The following is a 19,712-nucleotide window of genomic DNA, read 5'->3' as shown; positions in this document are numbered from 1 at the left end:
GCTCGTCCCGTCAGCCGAAGAAGTTCCGTACGTGCTCCAGCCCCTCGACCAGTGCGTCGATCTCGGCTGGTGTGGAGTACAGATAGAACGACGCTCGCGTGGTCGCAGGAATTCCGTAGCGCAGGCAGACGGGCCGCGCGCAGTGGTGGCCGACGCGCACCGCGATGCCCTGTTCGTCCAGCACCTGGCCCACGTCGTGCGGGTGGATGTCGCCGAGCGTGAAGGAGATCGCCGCACCCCGGTCCTCGGCCGTCGTCGGGCCGATGATCCGCAGGTCGGGGACCTCGCGCAGCTTGCCGACCGCGTACTCGGTGAGCGCGTGCTCGTGGGCGAGGATCTTGTCCATGCCGATCGAGTTCAGGTAGTCGATGGCCGCGCCGAGACCGACTGCCTGGGCGATCGGCGGCGTACCCGCCTCGAACTTGTGCGGGGCGGGAGCGTAGGTGGACGAGTTCATCGTCACCGTCTCGATCATCTCGCCGCCGCCGAGGAACGGAGGCAGGTCCTCCAGCAGCTCCTGGCGGCCCCACAGCACACCGATGCCCGTCGGGCCGCACATCTTGTGACCGGTGAAGGCGACGAAGTCGGCCTGGAGGGCCTGGACGTCCAGCGGCATGTGCGGCGCGGCCTGGGAGGCGTCGACGCACACCAGGGCGCCGACCTCCTGGGCGCGGCGCACGATGGCCTCGACCGGGTTGAGCGTGCCCAGGATGTTGGACACCAGCACGAAGGAGACGATCTTCGTCTTCTCCGTGATGACCTCCTCGATGTTGGACAGGTCGAGGCGGCCGTCGTCGGTCAGCCCGAACCACTTCAGCTTCGCGCCGGTGCGCTGCGCGAGCAGCTGCCACGGCACGATGTTGGAGTGGTGCTCCATCTCCGTGATGACGATCTCGGTCTCGGAGTCCACGCGGTAGGGCTCGTCGGCCCAGCCCAGCATGTTCGCCACGAGGTTGAGCGACTCGGAGGCGTTCTTGGTGAAGATCACCTCGTCACGGCTGGGCGCGTTGATGAACTCGGCGACCTTGTCGCGCGCGCCTTCGTACAGCTCCGTGGCCTCCTCGGCGAGGACATGCACACCGCGGTGGACGTTGGCGTTGTGCTGCTCGTAGTACTCGGAGAGCACGTCGATCACCTGGCGCGGCGTCTGCGAGGTGGCCGCGTTGTCCAGGTACACGAGCTTCCTGCCGTCGTGGACCGTGCGGTCCAGGATGGGGAAGTCCTTGCGGAGTGCCTCGGTGTCGAGGAGGCCCGGCAGCTGTGTCACGCGGATGCGCCACCCTTCACGTATGCCTCGTAGCCCTCGTTCTCCAGCTTGTCCGCGAGCTCGGGGCCGCCGGACTCGACGATGCGGCCACCGGAGAACACGTGGACCTGGTCGGGCTTGATGTAGCGCAGGATGCGCGTGTAGTGCGTGATCAGCAGGGTGCCGACCTCGCCGGTCTCGCGGACGCGGTTGACGCCCTCGGACACGATGCGCAGCGCGTCGACGTCGAGGCCGGAGTCCGTCTCGTCGAGGATCGCGACCTTCGGCTTGAGCAGCTCCAGCTGGAGGATCTCGTGGCGCTTCTTCTCGCCGCCGGAGAAGCCCTCGTTCACGTTGCGCTCGGCGAAGGAGGAGTCCATGTGGAGACGCTCCATGGCCTCCTTGACCTCCTTGACCCAGGTGCGCAGCTTGGGCGCCTCGCCGCGCACGGCGGTGGCGGAGGTGCGCAGGAAGTTGGAGACCGAGACGCCGGGGACCTCGACCGGGTACTGCATCGCGAGGAACAGGCCGGCGCGGGCCCGCTCGTCCACGGACATCTCCAGGACGTCCTCGCCGTCCAGGGTGACGGTGCCGCTGGTGATCGTGTACTTCGGGTGACCCGCGAGGGAGTAGGCGAGCGTCGACTTGCCGGAGCCGTTGGGGCCCATGATGGCGTGCGTCTCGCCCTGCTTCACGGTGAGGTCGACGCCCTTGAGGATCTCCTTCGTGGCGTTGTCGGCCTCGACGGTGACGTGCAGGTCTCGGATTTCAAGCGTTGCCATGGGTGCCTCAGGACTCCTGGGTGAGGGAGACGAGCACGTCGTCCCCTTCGATCTTTACGGGGTATACGGGGACGGGGCGCGTCGCGGGGAGGCCGGACGGCTTGCCGGTGCGCAGGTCGAAGCTGGAGCCGTGCAGCCAGCACTCGATCTGGCAGCCCTCCACCTCGCCCTCGGAGAGCGAGACGTTCGCGTGGGAGCAGATGTCGTGGATCGCGAACACCTCCCCCTCGGTCTTGACGACCGAGACCGGCGTGCCGTCGAGTTCCACCCGCTTCGGGGTGTCCTCCTCCAGCTCGGCGAGGCCGCAGGCGCGTACGAAGGTGGTCATGCGACCGACGCCTCCAGCTCCTCTTCGATCTTGGCGAGCAGGCGCTCCTCGATGTCCTTCACACCGATCTGCTGGACCAGCTCGGCGAAGAAGCCGCGCACCACCAGGCGGCGGGCGTCGTGCTCCGGGATGCCGCGGGCCATCAGGTAGAAGAGCTGCTCGTCGTCGAAGCGGCCGGTGGCCGAGGCGTGGCCGGCGCCGACGATCTCGCCGGTCTCGATCTCCAGGTTGGGGACCGAGTCGACGCGGGCGCCGTCCGTCAGGACGAGGTTGCGGTTCATCTCGTAGGTGTCCGTGCCCTCGGCCTTGGCCTCGATCAGCACGTCACCGATCCACACCGCGTGCGCCTCGTCGCCCTGGAGCGCGCCCTTGTAGACGACGTTCGACTTGCAGTGCGGGGTGTTGTGGTCCACGAAGAGCCGGTGCTCCTGGTGCTGGCCCTTGTCGGTGAAGTAGAGCCCGAACAGCTCGGCCTCGCCGCCGGTGCCCGCGTAGTTCACGCGCGGGTGCAGGCGGACGACGTCGCCGCCGAAGGTCACGACGACCGACTTGAAGGAGGCGTCCCGGCCGATCAGCGCGTTGTGCTGGGCCACGTGGACGGCCTTGTCGTCCCAGTCCTGGACCGAGACGACGGTGAGCTTGGCGCCGTCGCCGAGGATGTAGTCCACGTTCGCGGCGAGCACCGCGTCACCGGTGTGGTCGATGATGACGACGGCCTCGGCGAAGGCGCCGAGCTCGATCACCTGGTGGCCGTAGGCGGTGCCGCCCTCGCCGTGCACGGCGATGCGGACCGGCTCGGTGAGCCGGGTCTCCTTGGGGACGGTGACGACACCGGCCTGCTCGAACGCCGAGTAGGCCTGGGCGGCGACACGGTCCACGGGGGTGCCCGCGCGGCGAAGGCGCGCGTCGTCGCGGCCGACGGACTCGACGACGACGCCCTCGGGGGCCTCGACGGTGACCTTCACGCCCGAGCCGTTCGCGACGGCGGTGCCGTCGTGCAGCCCGCGCAGCCGCTCCAGCGGCGTGAACCGCCACTCCTCCTCGCGGCCGTGCGGAACGGGGAAGTCCGCGACGTCGAAGGACGGCGGCGCGCTCATGCGCGTGGCGACGGTGGACTCGGCGGCCACCGCGATGGATCCGGCGGTGGTCGATCCCACCGGGGGGGTCTGGGCCTCAGCCATGGCTGTCGTACTGCTCTCTTTCTGCGTAAGTCGTCTGCGGGCGACGGGGGGCTCGGTCCGGGGGCCTCGGCCTCAGCCGACCGAGCCTTCCATCTGCAGCTCGATCAGCCGGTTGAGCTCCAGCGCGTACTCCATCGGCAGTTCCTTGGCGATCGGCTCGACGAAGCCGCGCACGATCATCGCCATCGCCTCGAACTCGGTCATACCGCGGCTCATCAGGTAGAAGAGCTGGTCCTCGGAGACCTTGGAGACGGTGGCCTCGTGGCCCATGGAGACGTCGTCCTCGCGGACGTCGACGTACGGGTAGGTGTCCGAGCGGGAGATGGTGTCGACCAGCAGCGCGTCGCACAGCACGTTCGACTTGGCGCCCGGGGCGCCCTCGCCGATCTCGATGAGGCCGCGGTAGGAGGTGCGGCCGCCGCCTCGCGCCACCGACTTGGAGACGATGTTCGAGGAGGTGTTCGGGGCCATGTGGACCATCTTGGCGCCCGCGTCCTGGTGCTGGCCCTCGCCCGCGAAGGCGATGGAGAGGGTCTCGCCCTTGGCGTGCTCGCCCATCAGGTAGACGGCGGGGTACTTCATCGTCACCTTGGAGCCGATGTTGCCGTCGATCCACTCCATGGTCGCGCCCTCGTAGGCGACGGCGCGCTTGGTGACCAGGTTGTAGACGTTGTTCGACCAGTTCTGGATGGTCGTGTAGCGGCAGCGGGCGTTCTTCTTGACGATGATCTCGACCACCGCGGAGTGCAGGGAGTCGCTCTTGTAGATCGGCGCCGTGCAGCCCTCGACGTAGTGCACGTAGGCACCCTCGTCCACGATGATCAGGGTCCGCTCGAACTGGCCCATGTTCTCCGTGTTGATGCGGAAGTAGGCCTGGAGCGGGATCTCGACGTGCACGCCCGGCGGCACGTAGATGAAGGAGCCTCCGGACCACACGGCGGTGTTCAGCGCCGCGAACTTGTTGTCACCCGCGGGGATGACGGTGCCGAAGTACTCCTTGAAGAGCTCGGGGTGCTCCTTGAGCGCGGTGTCGGTGTCCAGGAAGACGACACCCTGCTCCTCCAGGTCCTCGCGGATCTGGTGGTAGACGACCTCCGACTCGTACTGCGCCGCGACACCGGCCACGAGGCGCTGCTTCTCCGCCTCCGGGATGCCGAGCTTGTCGTAGGTGTTCTTGATGTCCTCGGGCAGGTCCTCCCAGGACTCCGCCTGCTTCTCCGTGGAGCGCACGAAGTACTTGATGTTGTCGAAGTCGATGCCCGACAGGTCCGAGCCCCAGTTCGGCATGGGCTTCTTCTCGAAGAGCTTCAGGCCCTTCAAGCGCAGCTTGGTCATCCACTCCGGCTCGGACTTCTTGCCGGAGATGTCGAGGACGACATCCTCGTTCAGACCGCGCTTCGCCGCGGCACCGGCCTCGTCGGAGTCGGCCCAGCCGTATTCGTAGGTGCCCAGGCCCTCGAGTTCGGGGTGGGCAGTCTCCGTGGGGAGAGTCATGCGGGGTTCCTCCCGGCCGTGCTGGCGGATGCGTTGTGGGTGGTCTGGGAAATCGTCGGGGCCCCGTCCGGGGCGCCCTTCGCCGAAGCCGCCCGTGGGGCCTTCGGCGAGGGGGGCGGCTGGGGCGCCTTGGGGATGAACGTCGTGCAGACGCCGTCGCCGTGCGCGATCGTGGCCAGTCGCTGGACGTGCGTGCCGAGCAGCTGCGAGAAGATCTCCGTCTCGACCTCGCACAGCTGCGGGAACTGCTCCGCGACGTGGGCGACCGGACAGTGGTGCTGGCAGAGCTGCTCGCCGACCGGTGCGCTGCGCGCCGTAGCAGCGTACCCGTCCTTGCTCAAGGCCTTGGCCAGGGCTTCGGTGCGCCGGTCGGGGTCGACGGATTCGACGGCCTCGCGGTAGGCGGTGGCCTGCTCGGCGAGCCGGGCGCGGGCGAAGGCGATCACGGCCGCGTCACCGCCGTACGTGCGCTGGATCCAGCGCAGGGCGTCCGCGGCGAGCTTGTCGTACGACTGGTCGAAGGCGTCCCGGCCGCAGTCGGTGAGCGCGAAGGCCTTGGCGGGCCGGCCGCGCGTACGCGCCCCGTACACGCGCTGCTCGCGGGGCGCGACGACGTCGTCGGCGACGAGCGCGTCCAGATGCCTGCGTACGGCCGCCTGGGTGAGTCCCAGCCGTCCGGCGAGCTCCGCGACGGTCGACGGGCCGTGGTCCAGGATGGACCGCGCGACGCGGTTGCGGGTGGAGCGCTCACCGGTCGCGAGCTCGTCCTGAGGAGCCCCCGAGGGAGCCTCCTGAGCCTCGCCGACGTTTTTCACAACGCCATTGTTGCGTAATTCCTCGAACCCTGACAAGCGCCGCCCCCTCGGCAGTGCGGTGCGCTGCATCACTTAGGTAAACCTAAGCTGACCTGCGCAAACGATCACCCGCCGACAAAACCGGTGGCACCCGGCAGGGGGGCGCGGCAGACTTCCGGACCATGCCCGCACCCCTTCCCACCGGCCCACTCGTCACCCGCGACAGCGTCGCCGCCGGGCTGCGCGCGCTCGGCGTCGGGCCGGGCGGGACGCTCCTCGCGCACTCCTCCCTCAGCGCGCTGGGCTGGGTGTGCGGCGGAGCCGTCGCGGTCGTCCAGGGGCTCCTGGACGCACTCGGCCCCGACGGCACCCTGGTGGTCCCCACCCAGACGGGCGACCTCTCGGACCCGGCGCAGTGGGCGAGCCCGCCCGTGCCTGAGGAGTGGTGGGAGACGATCCGGGCCACCATGCCCGCCTACGATCCGCGGACCACCCGCTCGCGAGGCATGGGAGTGATAGCGGAGACCGTCCGCACCTGGCCGGGTGCCCTGCGCAGCGCCCACCCCCAGACGTCCTTCGCGGCACTCGGCCCCCGGGCCGCGGAGATCACCGCGGGGCACGACCCAGGGTGCCGGCTCGGCGAGCGGAGCCCGCTGGCGCGGCTCGAGGCCCTCGGCGCCCGCGCGCTGCTGCTCGGGACCGGCTACGACACCTGCACCAGCTTCCACCTGGCCGAGTACCGGATCCCCGGCCAACGGGTGCGCCTGGGGCGGCCCGGCCCGGACGGCTGGGAGGAGGCGGTCGAGGTGGCGATCTCCTCGGAGCGCTTCGGGGAGCTGGGCCACGACTTCGAACGGGACCGCCCGGTGGCGCGGGGGCGGGTGGGCGCGGCCGACGCACGGCTGTTCCCCGTCGCGGACGCCGTGGCGTACGCGCAGCGCTGGCTGGCCCTGCACCGGCCGGGCGCGGAGTAGCCCGCGCACCCGGCCCCGGCACCAATTCCGGACCCCCGCGCCGGGCACCCGGCGCGGCTACCTAGACTCTGGACCCATGCACAGTGAGCCGGTCGTCCAGGTCCAGTCCCTGGTGAAGCGGTACGGCGCGAAGACCGCGGTGGACGGCCTCGACCTCGTGGCCGCGGCGGGCATCACCGCCGTCCTCGGCCCCAACGGGGCGGGCAAGACGACCACGGTCGAGACCTGCGAGGGCTACCGGAAGCCGGACTCCGGCACGGTACGCGTCCTGGGCCTCGACCCGGTCCGCCAGGCCTCCGCCCTGCGCCCCCGCATAGGTGTCATGCTCCAGTCCGGCGGCGTCTACTCCGGCGCCCGCGCCGAGGAGATGCTGCGCCATGTGGCCAGACTGCACGCCCACCCCCTCGACGTCGACGCGCTGATCGAGCGGCTGGGTCTGGGCAGCTGCGGCCGGACCTCCTACCGCCGCCTGTCCGGCGGGCAGCAGCAGCGGCTCGCTCTGGCCATGGCGGTCGTGGGCCGCCCGGAGCTGGTGTTCCTGGACGAGCCGACCGCAGGCCTGGACCCGCAGGCCCGCCGGGCGACCTGGGACCTGGTGCGCGACCTGCGCGGCGACGGCGTGTCCGTGATCCTCACCACGCACCACATGGACGAGGCAGAGCAGCTCGCCGACGACGTGGCGATCATCGACGGGGGCCGGGTCGTCGCCCAGGGCTCCCCGGAGGACCTGTGCCGCGGCGGCGCCGAGAACACCCTGCGCTTCACGGGCCGCCCCGGTCTCGACGTGGGCTCCCTGCTCAAGGCGCTGCCGGCGGACTCCACCGCGGCCGAGCTGACGCCCGGCCAGTACCGCGTCACCGGCAAGGTCGACCCGCAACTGCTGGCCACGGTCACCTCCTGGTGCGCCCAGCACGGGGTGATGCCGGAGCGGATCTCGGTGGAGCGGCACACCCTCGAAGACGTCTTTCTGGAGCTGACCGGCAAGGAGCTGCGCTCATGACGGCCACCACGACCGACACCGCTACGGGCACCTACACGCCCCGCCCCGGTGCCGCCCCGCTCCCGCGCATGATCGCGGCGCAGGCGGCGCTGGAGGCGCGGATGCTGCTGCGCAACGGCGAACAGCTGCTCCTGACGGTGGTCATCCCGACCCTGCTGCTGGTGCTGTTCAGCTCCGTCGACATCGTGGACACCGGCGCGGGCAAGGCCGTCGACTTCCTCACCCCCGGCGTCCTGGCGCTCGCCGTGATGTCCACCGCGTTCACCGGGCAGGCCATCGCGACCGGCTTCGAACGCCGCTACGGCGTCCTGAAGCGGCTCGCCTCCTCGCCCCTGCCCCGCTGGGGGCTGATGACCGCCAAGACGGCGGCCGTCCTGGTCACCGAGGTGCTCCAGGTGGTCCTGCTGACGGCGATCGCCTACGCCCTGGGCTGGTCCCCGCACGGCGACCCGCTGTCCGTGCTGCTCCTGCTCGTCCTCGGCACCGCCGCGTTCTCCGGGCTGGGCCTGCTCATGGCCGGGACGCTGAAGGCGGAGGCGACCCTGGCCGCCGCCAACCTGGTCTTCCTGCTGCTGCTCGTCGGCGGCGGCGTGATCGTGCCGCTCGACAAGTTCCCCTCCGGTGTGCAGGACGTCCTCGCCCTGCTCCCGATCTCCGCCCTCTCCGACGGCCTCAGGGACGTCCTGGCGCACGGCGCCGGAACGCCCTGGGGCGACCTCGGGATCCTGGCGGTGTGGGCCGTGGTGGGGCTGACGGCGGCGGGCCGGCTCTTCCGCTGGGAGTGAGCCCGGGGCTCCCTCGCGGACGCCCGGGGGCCACCCCCTCGTGAAACGGTGCACAAGCGGCCCCCTACGATGAGGGCGTGCCAAACGTGACCCGTGCCGATGCCGTAGCCGCCGCGCGCAACCCGCTCGACTTCATCGCCGCCCGCTGGACCCCGGGGCCCCGTACGGTCCAGCGCGCCGCGCTCGCCGCGCTCGTCATGTCCGTGGTGATCGTCGTCACCGGCGGTGCCGTGCGCCTCACCGGCTCCGGGCTCGGCTGCCCGACCTGGCCGCAGTGCACCGACCACTCGCTGACCACCACCAGCGCCATGGGCGTGCACGGGGCCATCGAGTTCGGCAACCGCATGCTGACCTACGTGCTGTGCGCGGCCGTCGGCTGGGCGATCGTCGCGGCGCGCTCGCAGAAGCCGTTCCGGCGCGGCCTGACCCGGCTCGGCTGGGCGCAGTTCTGGATCGTGATGAGCAACGCGATCCTCGGCGGCGTCGTGGTCCTCGTCGGCCTCAACCCGTACACGGTCGCCGCGCACTTCCTGCTGTCCACCGCGCTGATCACGGTCGCCGCGCTCATGTGGCAGCGCACCCGGGAGGGCGACGCCGCGCCGCGTCCCCTGGTCGGCAAGGCCGTGGGGCAGCTGGTGTGGTTCCTGGTCGTCGCCTCGGTGCTGCTGATCGGCGTCGGCACGGTGGTCACCGGGGCGGGCCCGCACGCGGGTGACTCCCGGGACGTCGAGCGGATCCCGATCGACTGGGAGACCGTCGCCAAGCTGCACGCGGTCCTGGCGTGGATCGTGGTGACGCTGACGTTCGCGCTGTGGTTCGTGCTCAGGGCCGTGGACGCGCCCGCGGGGCCGCTGCGGCGCACGCGGGAGCTGTTCCTGATCCTCCTGGGCCAGGGCGTCATCGGCTACGTCCAGTACTTCACCCACCTGCCCGAGGCCCTGGTCGGCCTGCACATGCTCGGTTCCACCGTCATGTGGATCTGGACGCTGCGCGTGCTGCTGTCGCTGCGGGAGCGGCCCGAGGAGGAGACGGCGGAGCCGGCGGGCACGGCGGCCGAGTCGGCCCTCACCACCGCCTGACCCCACCGGACCGGGTCAGCCCACCGGACCGTCAGCCCATCGGACCGGGTCAGGCCAGCCCGTACACCCGCCGCGCGTTGCCCGCCGCGACCATCTGGGCCACCCGCTGGGCGTCCCGCAGCGACCACGCGCCCTCCGTGACCCAGCCGCCCAGCAGCCGTGACAGCGCCTCACGGAACAGGCGGGCGCCCACCACATGCAGTTCGGGAAGGCCGTGGGCGCCGCTGGAGAACAGGATCTTGCCGAAGGGGGCCAGTTCCAGGATCTCGGCGAGCACCGCGCCGGCCCGGGCGCCGGTCCGGGCCAGGGCGGCACCCAGGTCCGCGTAGACATGCGGGAACACACCCGCCAGGTGCGCCGCGTGCCGGTGGTACGGGTAGCCGTGCAGCAGCACCAGATCCGTGCCGAGACCGGCGGTGGCGCGCACGAAGTCGGTGAGCAGGACCGGGTCGGTGCGGTCGATGCGCAGGCCCGGTTCGCCGAGGCCCGCGTGCAGTTGCAGCGGCCGCCCCGAGGCGACCGCGCTCCACAGCAGATGGCGCAGCAGCACGGGGTCCGACAGCGCCCCGCCCACCGGGCGGCCGGCCAGCCAGCGCCCCGCCGCTCCCCGCACCTCCCCCGGTCCCGGCGCCTCGGGGGCCAGCGCGAGACCGTGGCGCACGCTCGCCACGGAGGTGAACGCCACCGCGTGCGCCGCCGCGCCGTGGATGGACTCGGCGAGATTGGCGAGGAACGACTCCACCGTGCCGGAGGTGTCCGCGACCTGTTCCGCGAGCAGTTCGAGCCGGACGATCTCATGCGCCTCGGCCGCCCCGGAGGAGGCCATCTCGGTGGGCCCGGTCAGGTCGCCGGGCAGCCCGGTGTCCACGAGGTAGGTGGTGATGCCGCTGCCCCGCAGCAGTCTGCGCCCCGCCTCCAGGACGCCCAGTTCGCGGCGCCGGGCCAGATAGCGGGCGGGCGGGCAGTGCGGCTCCAGACCGAGCAGGGGCGGGCACCAGCGCCGTACCGCGAAGCCCGTCTGGGTGTCGAACAGCGTCGTACCGGCCGCCGGCGGGCCCTCGGTGCGGGCGAGGTGTGCCTCGAAGGTGCCGAGGCCCAGCTCGGTGCGGAGCACGCCATGGCAGTACTGGTCCACCAGGGACGGCGTTTCGATCATCCGGACTCCCCGACTCCCCGCGACTGGACCGAGCCTGCACAGGTCCTAACGGGTGAACGGGGCGCGAGGTGTTGCTTTTCCACCCCCCTGCGCAAGGCCGGAGGTCACGGCCGCGGCGGGAAGAGGGGCGGGGCGGCGGGCGGGCCGGGGGCGCTCAGGCGCCCTGGCGGCCGCCGATCTGGATGCCCGCCATGCGCTTCCACTCGTACGAGCCGGTCTTCACCTTGGCCGCGAACTCGCCGTCGAACGCCTCGTGGACGGTGATCCCGGCCTTCTGGACGGCCTTCTCGGCGATGTCGTACGAGGGTGCGACCAGGTCGCCCCAGCCGCCGTCCTCACCGACGAGCACGATGCGGGCGCCGCGCTCGCCGATGTACGCGACCTGGCCCTCGGCACCGCCGTGCGCCTTGGCGAAGGCGCCGATCTCCTTGGCGAGCCGGGCGGCCCTGCGCTCGGCCTTCGCCGCGTTCCCCGCGTCCGCGGCCTCGTCAACCTGCTTGCTGTCTGCCATGCCCAGGATGCTACCGGCGAGTAGATCAAAGAGCGACGGCGGCGTCACGTGGCCTGGACCACGTGACGCCGGGGAGGCTCAGCGCAGGAACGGGTCCACCGCCACGGCGACGAACAGCAGCGAGACATAGGTGATGCTCCAGTGGAACAGGCGCATCTCCTTGAGCTTGGTGCCCGTCGACTCCGACTTCGCGCGGTTCTGGAGCGCGTGCGCCTCCCACAGCCACCAGCCGCCCGCGGCCAGGGCGACCGCGGTGTAGAACCAGCCGGTGTAGCCGAGGGGGGTGAGCAGCAGCGACACCAGGACCATCACCCAGCTGTAGATGACGATCTGCCGGGCGACCACCTTGTTCGAGGCGATGACCGGGAGCATCGGGACACCCACGCGCGCGTAGTCCTCCTTGACCTTCATGGACAGCGGCCAGTAGTGCGGCGGCGTCCAGAAGAACATGACGAGGAAGAGGATGACCGGCGCCCACGACAGGGAGTCCGTGACGGACGACCAGCCGATGAGCACCGGGAGGCAGCCCGCGATGCCGCCCCACACGATGTTCTGCGACGTACGCCGTTTGAGGATCATCGTGTAGACGACGACGTAGAAGAGGAGCGCGCCGAGCGAGAGCCAGGCGGACAGCCAGTTGACCGTGAACCCGAACAGCAGCGTCGAGACGACCGCCAGCGTGATGCCGAAGGCGAGGCACTCGGGAGGGCTGACCATCCCGGTGACCAGGGGACGCTGCGCGGTGCGCTCCATGAGCGCGTCGATGTCCCGGTCGATGTACATGTTGAGCGCGTTGGCACCGCCCGCGGAGAGGTAACCGCCCAGGCAGGTGAGCAGCACGAGCCTCAGGCTCGGCACGCCCTGCTGGGCGAGGAACATCACCGGAACCGTGGTGATCAGCAGCAGCTCGATGATCCGCGGCTTGGTCAGCGCCACGAACGCCTTGACACGGGCCCCGAACGGTCGCTGGCCCCGGCTGCTGCTCGTCCCGGGCTCCCCCATGGCCTTGACGGCATGGGTGGTGCCCCCAGCCGGCGGACGGGAATCGACGGCCGTCACGTACACCCCTGACAGAGACATCCCAGCGAGCCCCGGCCGTGAACTCCCGGTAAAGGCTCGCGCGTACTCACGCAACTTTAGACGTTGCCCGCAGTCCGCTCCCTCGCGGGGGTGGGTCGTGTTGGACACGCCGGGGGCGGCGGCGGCGCGCGCACGGGTGGGAGGGCCGCGGGGCGAGGGGGCGGGAGTGTGGCGGGGCGCCCGGCGGGCACCCGGTAGGACGCCCGGCGGAACGTCTGACGGAGCATCCGCCGCGACGCCCGACGAGGCCGTCGACGAAGGCGTCGACGACGCCTCGGCGGGGCGGCGCGAGGGGCGCTCGGACGAGCGGGTCCGGCATCGTCCGAGGGCGCTCGAACGAGCGGGTCCGCGGACGCTTGACGACGCTCGATTGAGCAGGTCGGCACCCGGTTGCGTATTCGCTCCCGACCGGGTGAACGACCTGTCGACAGGCGGATCGCAGCGACTCCCGGCAGTCTGGAATGACTCGAAAAGACGCACGTACTGACGGGGGTAGGCTCAGCAACGGCCGGTGGGCGTCCAGTGCACCGGCATTCGACTGTGGAATGTGGAGAGGAGCCCTGACCCAGGGTGAGCACCAAGCCGACCACACAAGACCTCGAGTGGACCGAGTTGGACCAGCGGGCCGTCGACACCGCCCGCGTCCTGGCCGCCGATGCCGTACAGAAGGTCGGTAACGGCCATCCCGGTACGGCGATGAGCCTGGCCCCGGCCGCCTACACCCTCTTCCAGAAGGTGATGCGCCACGACCCGGCCGATCCCCAGTGGGTGGGCCGCGACCGCTTCGTGCTGTCGGCGGGCCACTCGTCCCTGACCCTCTACACCCAGCTCTACCTGGCCGGTTTCGGCCTGGAGCTGGCGGACCTCGAAGCGTTCAGGACGTGGGGCTCGAAGACCCCGGGCCACCCCGAGTACGGGCACACCAAGGGCGTCGAGACCACCACCGGCCCGCTGGGCCAGGGTGTCGCGAACGCCGTGGGCATGGCCATGGCCTCCCGGTACGAGCGCGGCCTGTTCGACCCGGACGCGCCCCAGGGCGCCTCCCCGTTCGACCACTTCATCTACTGCATCGCCGGTGACGGCTGCCTGCAGGAGGGCATCTCCTCGGAGGCGTCCTCGCTCGCGGGCCACCAGAGGCTCGGCAACCTGATCCTGCTGTGGGACGACAACCACATCTCGATCGAGGGCGACACCGAGACGGCGGTCTCCGAGGACACGGTCAAGCGCTACGAGGCCTACGGGTGGCACGTGCAGCGTGTCGCGCCGAAGCCCGACGGCGACCTGGACCCGCACGCGATCTACGACGCGATCGAGGCCGCCAAGAAGGTCACCGACCGGCCGTCCTTCATCGCGATGCGCTCGATCATCGCCTGGCCCGCCCCGAACGCGCAGAACACCGAGGCCGCGCACGGCTCGGCGCTGGGCGACGACGAGGTCGCGGCCACCAAGCGCGTCCTCGGCTTCGACCCGGACAAGAGCTTCGACGTCGCCGCCGAGGTCCTGGACCACACCCGCAGGGCCCTGGAGCGGGGCCGTGCGGCGCGGGACGAGTGGGAGAAGTCCTTCCAGGAGTGGCGCGGCGACAACGCCGGGCGCGCCGCCGAGTTCGACCGCATCAGCAAGGGCGAGCTGCCCGCCGGCTGGGAGGAGAAGCTCCCGGTCTTCGAGACGGGCAAGGGCGTCGCCACGCGTGCCGCCTCCGGCAAGGTGCTCCAGGCGCTCGGACCGGTCATCCCCGAGCTGTGGGGCGGCTCCGCCGACCTGGCCGGCTCGAACAACACGACCATCGACAAGAACAGCTCGTTCCTGCCGGCGGACAACCCGCTCCCCGAGGCGGACCCCTACGGGCGCACGGTCCACTTCGGCATCCGCGAGCACTCCATGGCCGCGGAGATGAACGGCATCACCCTGCACGGCAACACGCGCGTCTACGGCGGCACCTTCCTGGTGTTCTCCGACTACATGCGCAACTCCGTGCGGCTGTCGGCGCTGATGCACCTGCCGGTGACGTACGTGTGGACGCACGACTCGATCGGCCTCGGTGAGGACGGCCCGACCCACCAGCCCGTCGAGCACCTGGCGTCGCTGCGCGCGATCCCGGGGCTGAACGTGGTCCGTCCCGCGGACGCCAACGAGACCGTCATCGCCTGGCGCGAGATCCTCAGGCGCTGGACGAAGGAGTACGGCAAGGGCGCCCCGCACGGTCTGGCGCTGACCCGCCAGGGCGTTCCGACGTACGAGGCCGACGAGAACACCGCCCGCGGTGGTTACGTCCTGTTCGAGGCCGAGGGCGGTGCGCCGGAGGTGATCCTGATCGCCACCGGTTCCGAGGTGCACATCGCCGTGGAGGCCCGCGAGCGGCTCCAGGCCGAGGGTGTGCCGACGCGTGTCGTGTCGATGCCGTGCGTGGAGTGGTTCGACCAGCAGGACCAGGGGTACCGGGACGGCGTCCTGCCGCCGTCGGTGAAGGCACGGGTCGCGGTCGAGGCCGGTATCGGTCTGACCTGGTACCGCTTCGTCGGCGACGCGGGGCGTGTCGTCTCCCTGGAGCACTTCGGCGCGTCCGCGGACGGCAAGGTCCTCTTCCGTGAGTTCGGCTTCACCGCCGAGAACGTCGCCTCCGCCGCCCGGGAATCGATCGCCGCAGCCCAGCGCTGACGCTGACATACGACACGTAGGAGATGCATTTTCCATGACAGACGCACTCAAGCGCCTCTCCGAGGAAGGCGTCGCGATCTGGCTGGACGACCTGTCGCGCAAGCGGATCACGTCCGGCAACCTCGCCGAACTGATCGACCAGCAGCACGTCGTGGGCGTCACCACCAACCCGACGATCTTCCAGAAGGCGATCTCGTCGGGCGACGGCTACGAGCAGCAGCTCGCCGACCTCGCCGCCCGCAAGGTCACCGTCGAAGAGGCCATCCGCATGATCACGACGGCGGACGTCCGTGACGCCGCCGACATCCTGCGCCCGGTGTTCGACGCCACGCAGGGGCAGGACGGCCGGGTGTCCATCGAGGTCGACCCGCGCCTCGCGCACAACACCCGGGCCACCGTCGCCGAGGCCAAGCAGCTCGCCTGGCTGGTCGACCGCCCCAACACGCTCATCAAGATCCCGGCCACCCGGGCGGGCCTCCCGGCCATCACGGAGACGATCGGCAACGGGATCAGCGTCAACGTCACGCTGATCTTCTCGCTGGAGCGCTACCGCGAGGTCATGGACGCCTACCTGGCCGGCCTGGAGAAGGCCAGGGGGCGCGGCCTGGACCTGTCGAAGATCCACTCGGTGGCGTCCTTCTTCGTGTCCCGGGTGGACACCGAGATCGACAAGCGGCTGACGAAGCTCGGCACCGACGAGGCCCACGCGCTGCGCGGCCAGGCGGCGGTCGCCAACGCGCGGCTGGCCTACCAGGCGTACGAGGAGGTCTTCAGCGGGGACCGCTGGGCCGCCCTGGACCGGGCGCAGGCCAACAAGCAGCGCCCGTTGTGGGCGTCCACGGGTGTCAAGGACCCGGACTACAAGGACACCATGTACGTGGTCGACCTGGTGGCGCCGAACACGGTGAACACCATGCCGGAGGCCACCCTGGCGGCCACCGAGGACCACGGCGAGGTCACCGGCGACACCGTCACCGGCACCTACGAGCAGGCCCGGTCGGTCATCGACGCGGTCGAGCGGCTCGGCATCTCGTACGACGACGTGGTCCAGCTCCTGGAGGACGAGGGCGTCGAGAAGTTCGAGGCGTCCTGGAACGACCTGCTCAAGTCGACCGAGGCGGAGCTCAAGCGCCTCGCCCCCTCGGAGGGCTGAAACCTTGACATCCGTACACGGAGCGAACCCGCTTCGTGACGCCGCGGACCGACGGCTCCCGCGTATCGCGGGGCCGTCGGGCCTGGTCATCTTTGGCGTTACGGGCGATTTGTCACGTAAAAAGCTGATGCCTGCTGTCTACGACCTGGCCAACCGCGGTCTGCTGCCACCGGGCTTCTCGCTCGTCGGCTTCGCCCGTCGCGAGTGGCAGGACGAGGACTTCGCCAAGGAGGTCCACGACGCGGTCAAGGAGCACGCCCGTACGCCGTTCCGCGAGGAGGTCTGGCAGCAGCTCATCCAGGGGATGCGCTTCGTCCAGGGCACCTTCGACGACGACGACGCGTTCGAGCGGCTGCGCTCCACGATCGAGGAGCTGGACAAGGCGCAGGGCACGGGCGGCAACTTCGCCTTCTACCTCTCGGTGCCGCCCAAGTCGTTCCCCGTCGTCATCCAGCAGCTGAGGAAGCACGGCCTGGCCGACCAGGCGCGCGGCTCCTGGCGGCGCGCGGTCATCGAGAAGCCGTTCGGCCACGACCTGAAGTCGGCCGAGGAGCTCAACTCGATCGTGCACGAGGTCTTCGGCCCGGACCAGGTCTTCCGGATCGACCACTACCTGGGCAAGGAGACCGTCCAGAACATCCTGGCGCTGCGGTTCGCCAACACGATGTTCGAGCCGATCTGGAACCGGTCCTTCGTGGACCACGTCCAGATCACCATGGCCGAGGACATCGGCATCGGCGGCCGCGCCGGATACTACGACGGCATCGGCGCCGCCCGCGACGTCATCCAGAACCACCTCCTGCAGCTGCTGGCCCTCACCGCCATGGAGGAGCCGGCGTCCTTCGACGCGGACGCGCTCGCCGCCGAGAAGACCAAGGTGCTCGGGGCCGTGCGGATCCCCCGGGACCTCGGCCGGGACACCGTGTTCGCCCAGTACTCGGCGGGCTGGCAGGGCGGCGAGAAGGCGGTCGGCTACCTCCAGGAGGAGGGCATCGACCCCAAGTCGAAGACCGACACCTACGCGGCGATCAAGGTGGAGATCGACAACCGCCGCTGGGCGGGCGTCCCCTTCTATCTGCGCACCGGCAAGCGGCTGGGACGCCGGGTCACCGAGATCGCGGTGGTCTTCCAACGCGCCCCGCACTCCCCCTTCGACACCACCGCCACCGAGGAACTGGGCCAGAACGCGGTCGTCATCCGCGTCCAGCCCGACGAGGGCGTCACGGTCCGCTTCGGCTCCAAGGTGCCGGGCACCTCCATGGAGATCCGGGACGTGTCCATGGACTTCGCCTACGGCGAGTCCTTCACCGAGTCCAGCCCCGAGGCCTACGAACGGCTGATCCTGGACGTCCTGCTGGGCGACTCCAACCTCTTCCCGCGCACCGAGGAGGTCGAGCGCTCCTGGGAGATCCTCGACCCGATCGAGGCGCACTGGGACAAGCACGGCAAGCCCGCGCAGTACCCGGCCGGAACCTGGGGTCCCGTCGAGGCGGACGAGATGCTCGAACGAGACGGACGGAGCTGGCGCAGGCCATGAAGAGGGACCTCACGGACACCACGGCCAGCAAGATCAACAAGGCGTTGGTGGAGGCCCGCCGCGCCATCGGCACCCCCGCGGTCGGCGTGGTCCTCACCCTCGTCATCGTCACCGACGAGGAGAACGCCTACGACGCCCTGAAGGCCGCGAGCGAGGCCTCGCGCGAGCACCCCTCGCGCACGCTCGTCGTCATCAAGCGCGTCTCGCGTTCCCCGCGCGACCGCACCACCTCGCGGCTGGACGCCGAGGTACGGGTGGGCGCGGAGGCGGGCACCGGCGAGACGGTGGTGCTGCGGCTGTACGGCGAGGTGGTCGACCACGCCCAGTCGGTGGTGCTGCCGCTGCTGCTGCCGGACGCCCCCGTCGTCGTCTGGTGGCCGGTGGACGCGCCGCTCGACCCGGCGAGCGACCCCCTGGGCGCGCTCGCCCAGCGCCGGGTCACGGACTCCTCCATGGCCGAGGAACCGGTGCGCGATCTCGGTGCCCGCGCCCGCGCCTACGCGCCCGGCGACACCGACCTGTCCTGGACCCGCATCACCCCCTGGCGTTCCATGCTGGCCGCGGCCCTCGACCAGGTCACCTGCGAGGTCAAGGGCGTCGAGGTGGAGGGCGAGGAGTTCAACCCGAGCTGTGAGCTGCTGGCGATGTGGCTCGCGGACCGGCTGGACGTCCCCGTCAAGCGCACCACGTCGCCGGGGCCCGGTCTGACCGCCGTCCGGATGGACACCAGCGGCGGCCCGATCAGCCTGGACCGGGCGGACGGCTCGCTCGCCACGCTCTCGATCGAGGGACAGCCCGACCGCGCGGTGGCGCTCAAGCGCCGGGAGACCTCCGAGCTGATCGCGGAGGAGCTGCGCCGGCTCGACCCGGACGACACCTACGCCTCCGCCCTGCGCTTCGGTGTCGAGCGGCTGGTCGTCGTCACGGCGGCCGCGGACGGCGAGGACCCGGGGCAGGACACGGCCGGAACGTCGCGGGCCGCCGCACGCACGGCGGGTGCGCCCGGGGCCAGGGCGGGCGCGCCGGGCGCCAAGGCGGCCAAGAAGGCCCCGGCGAAGAAGGCGGCCGCGAAGTGAGCACACCGCAGCTCGTCGTGCACCGCGACAAGGAGCTCATGGCCCAGGCCGCGGCGGCCCGGCTGATCACCAAGGTCGTGGACGCCCAGGCCTCGCGCGGCTCCGCGTCGGTGGTCCTGACCGGCGGGCGCAACGGCAACGGCCTGCTGGCCGCGCTGGCCGCCGCGCCCGCCCGGGACGCGGTCGACTGGGGCCGTATCGACCTGTGGTGGGGCGACGAGCGCTTCCTGCCCGAGGGCGACCCGGAGCGCAACCACACCCAGGCCCGCGAGGCACTGCTCGACGCGGTGCCGCTGGACCCGAAGCGCGTGCACCCCATGCCCGCGTCGGACGGCCCGCACGGGGCGGACGCCGAGGCGGCGGCCGAGGCGTACGCGGCGGAGCTGGCCCGGGCCGCCGGGCCAGAGAACCACGGCTCGGTGCCCGCCTTCGACGTCCTGATGCTGGGCGTCGGCCCCGACACCCATGTGGCCTCGCTCTTCCCGGAGCTGCCCGCGGTGCGGGAGACCGAGCGGACGGTGGTCGGGGTGCACGGCGCGCCGAAGCCGCCGCCCACCCGGACCACGCTCACGCTCCCGGCGATCCGGTCCGCGCGCGAGGTGTGGCTGCTGGCGGCGGGCGAGGACAAGGCGCAGGCGGTGGCCATCGCCCTGTCCGGGGCCGGCGAGATCCAGGCTCCGGCGGCGGGCGCGTACGGCAGGTCACGCACCCTGTGGCTGCTGGACTCCGCGGCGGCCGCGCAGCTGCCGAGGTCGCTGTACCCGCCGGCGTCGGCCTAGCGGCACGCGGGGCGGGGGGGGGGGGGGCGCCCCCCCGCGGGGGGGGGGGGGGGCCCCGCCCCCCCCCCCCCCGCCCCGCCGAACCCCCCCCGCCCGGTA

General features: G+C 71.1%; 18 protein-coding genes. 9 read left to right on the top strand and 9 right to left on the bottom strand.

Annotated elements, in window-relative coordinates; genetic code table 11:
- Positions 1–10 precede the first annotated feature (10 nt).
- The 6 genes from AB0C59_RS26855 to AB0C59_RS26830 all read right to left on the bottom strand — a co-directional run bounded on the left by AB0C59_RS26855 (position 11) and on the right by AB0C59_RS26830 (position 5,846).
- On the bottom strand, positions 11–1,267 hold the full coding sequence (locus AB0C59_RS26855) for a cysteine desulfurase (protein ID WP_363008925.1): 1,257 nt from the start codon (positions 1,265–1,267) through the stop codon (positions 11–13).
- Complete coding sequence (sufC, locus tag AB0C59_RS26850) at positions 1,264–2,028, bottom strand: Fe-S cluster assembly ATPase SufC (protein ID WP_363008923.1); 765 nt, start codon at positions 2,026–2,028, stop codon at positions 1,264–1,266. The genes AB0C59_RS26855 and sufC overlap by 4 nt, the downstream gene beginning before the upstream one ends.
- A 7-nt stretch (positions 2,029–2,035) precedes the next feature.
- A complete protein-coding gene (locus AB0C59_RS26845; protein WP_363008921.1) occupies positions 2,036–2,356 on the bottom strand; it encodes a non-heme iron oxygenase ferredoxin subunit in 321 nt (106 codons plus the stop codon).
- Positions 2,353–3,537, bottom strand: a complete 1,185-nt coding sequence (gene sufD, locus AB0C59_RS26840; RefSeq protein ID WP_363008919.1) for a Fe-S cluster assembly protein SufD — start codon at positions 3,535–3,537, stop codon at positions 2,353–2,355. Before sufD ends, AB0C59_RS26845 begins: the two co-directional genes overlap by 4 nt.
- A gap of 72 nt (positions 3,538–3,609) precedes the next feature.
- Entirely contained in the window at positions 3,610–5,031 is a 1,422-nt protein-coding gene (sufB, locus tag AB0C59_RS26835) for a Fe-S cluster assembly protein SufB (RefSeq protein ID WP_363008917.1), read from the bottom strand.
- Positions 5,028–5,846, bottom strand: a complete 819-nt coding sequence (locus tag AB0C59_RS26830) for a metalloregulator ArsR/SmtB family transcription factor (protein WP_363008915.1) — start codon at positions 5,844–5,846, stop codon at positions 5,028–5,030. Before AB0C59_RS26830 ends, sufB begins: the two co-directional genes overlap by 4 nt.
- Before the next feature lie 161 nt (positions 5,847–6,007).
- Between AB0C59_RS26830 and AB0C59_RS26825 the strand changes: the two genes are divergently transcribed.
- From AB0C59_RS26825 to AB0C59_RS26810, 4 genes are all read left to right on the top strand, one after another.
- Positions 6,008–6,799 (top strand): AAC(3) family N-acetyltransferase, encoded by a 792-nt coding sequence (locus AB0C59_RS26825; RefSeq protein WP_363008913.1) that lies wholly within the window; start codon positions 6,008–6,010, stop codon positions 6,797–6,799.
- Between the two features lie 76 nt (positions 6,800–6,875).
- Positions 6,876–7,799 (top strand): ABC transporter ATP-binding protein, encoded by a 924-nt coding sequence (locus tag AB0C59_RS26820; protein ID WP_363008911.1) that lies wholly within the window; start codon positions 6,876–6,878, stop codon positions 7,797–7,799.
- Positions 7,796–8,584 (top strand): ABC transporter permease, encoded by a 789-nt coding sequence (locus tag AB0C59_RS26815; protein WP_363008909.1) that lies wholly within the window; start codon positions 7,796–7,798, stop codon positions 8,582–8,584. Before AB0C59_RS26820 ends, AB0C59_RS26815 begins: the two co-directional genes overlap by 4 nt.
- A gap of 86 nt (positions 8,585–8,670) precedes the next feature.
- Entirely contained in the window at positions 8,671–9,663 is a 993-nt protein-coding gene (locus AB0C59_RS26810; protein ID WP_363009102.1) for a COX15/CtaA family protein, read from the top strand.
- 49 nt (positions 9,664–9,712) lie between these two features.
- Here AB0C59_RS26810 and AB0C59_RS26805 read toward each other — a convergent pair whose 3' ends face one another.
- From AB0C59_RS26805 to AB0C59_RS26795, 3 genes are all read right to left on the bottom strand, one after another.
- Positions 9,713–10,819, bottom strand: coding sequence for an amidohydrolase family protein (locus tag AB0C59_RS26805; protein WP_363008907.1), 1,107 nt, complete (start codon positions 10,817–10,819; stop codon positions 9,713–9,715).
- Between the two features lie 154 nt (positions 10,820–10,973).
- Positions 10,974–11,330, bottom strand: a complete 357-nt coding sequence (locus tag AB0C59_RS26800) for a hypothetical protein (protein ID WP_363008905.1) — start codon at positions 11,328–11,330, stop codon at positions 10,974–10,976.
- A gap of 78 nt (positions 11,331–11,408) precedes the next feature.
- Positions 11,409–12,332, bottom strand: coding sequence for a heme o synthase (locus AB0C59_RS26795; protein ID WP_363009100.1), 924 nt, complete (start codon positions 12,330–12,332; stop codon positions 11,409–11,411).
- 648 nt (positions 12,333–12,980) lie between these two features.
- Here AB0C59_RS26795 and tkt point away from each other — a divergent pair.
- From tkt to pgl, 5 genes are read left to right on the top strand one after another with little or no spacing between them, the layout of a single operon-like run.
- Entirely contained in the window at positions 12,981–15,068 is a 2,088-nt protein-coding gene (gene tkt, locus AB0C59_RS26790; RefSeq protein WP_363008903.1) for a transketolase, read from the top strand.
- Positions 15,069–15,102: 34 nt separating this feature from the next.
- The gene (gene tal, locus AB0C59_RS26785) at positions 15,103–16,221 is read left to right on the top strand and encodes a transaldolase (protein WP_363008901.1); all 1,119 of its coding nucleotides are present in this window, start codon (positions 15,103–15,105) and stop codon (positions 16,219–16,221) included.
- A 4-nt stretch (positions 16,222–16,225) separates the two neighbouring features.
- Positions 16,226–17,758, top strand: a complete 1,533-nt coding sequence (gene zwf / locus AB0C59_RS26780; RefSeq protein ID WP_363008899.1) for a glucose-6-phosphate dehydrogenase — start codon at positions 16,226–16,228, stop codon at positions 17,756–17,758.
- Positions 17,755–18,834 carry a glucose-6-phosphate dehydrogenase assembly protein OpcA gene (opcA, locus tag AB0C59_RS26775; RefSeq protein ID WP_363008897.1) on the top strand — a complete coding sequence of 360 codons (1,080 nt, stop codon included), beginning with the start codon at positions 17,755–17,757 and terminating at the stop codon, positions 18,832–18,834. The genes zwf and opcA overlap by 4 nt, the downstream gene beginning before the upstream one ends.
- Positions 18,831–19,613 (top strand): 6-phosphogluconolactonase, encoded by a 783-nt coding sequence (gene pgl / locus AB0C59_RS26770; RefSeq protein ID WP_363008895.1) that lies wholly within the window; start codon positions 18,831–18,833, stop codon positions 19,611–19,613. The genes opcA and pgl overlap by 4 nt, the downstream gene beginning before the upstream one ends.
- Positions 19,614–19,712 lie beyond the last annotated feature (99 nt).

Origin of the sequence: Streptomyces sp. NPDC048664 (assembly GCF_040650555.1) — a bacterium.
Classification (GTDB): Bacteria; Actinomycetota; Actinomycetes; order Streptomycetales; family Streptomycetaceae; genus Streptomyces.
The sequence above is the reverse complement of the archived record's forward strand: the minus strand, read 5'-3'. Positions and strand labels throughout refer to the sequence as shown.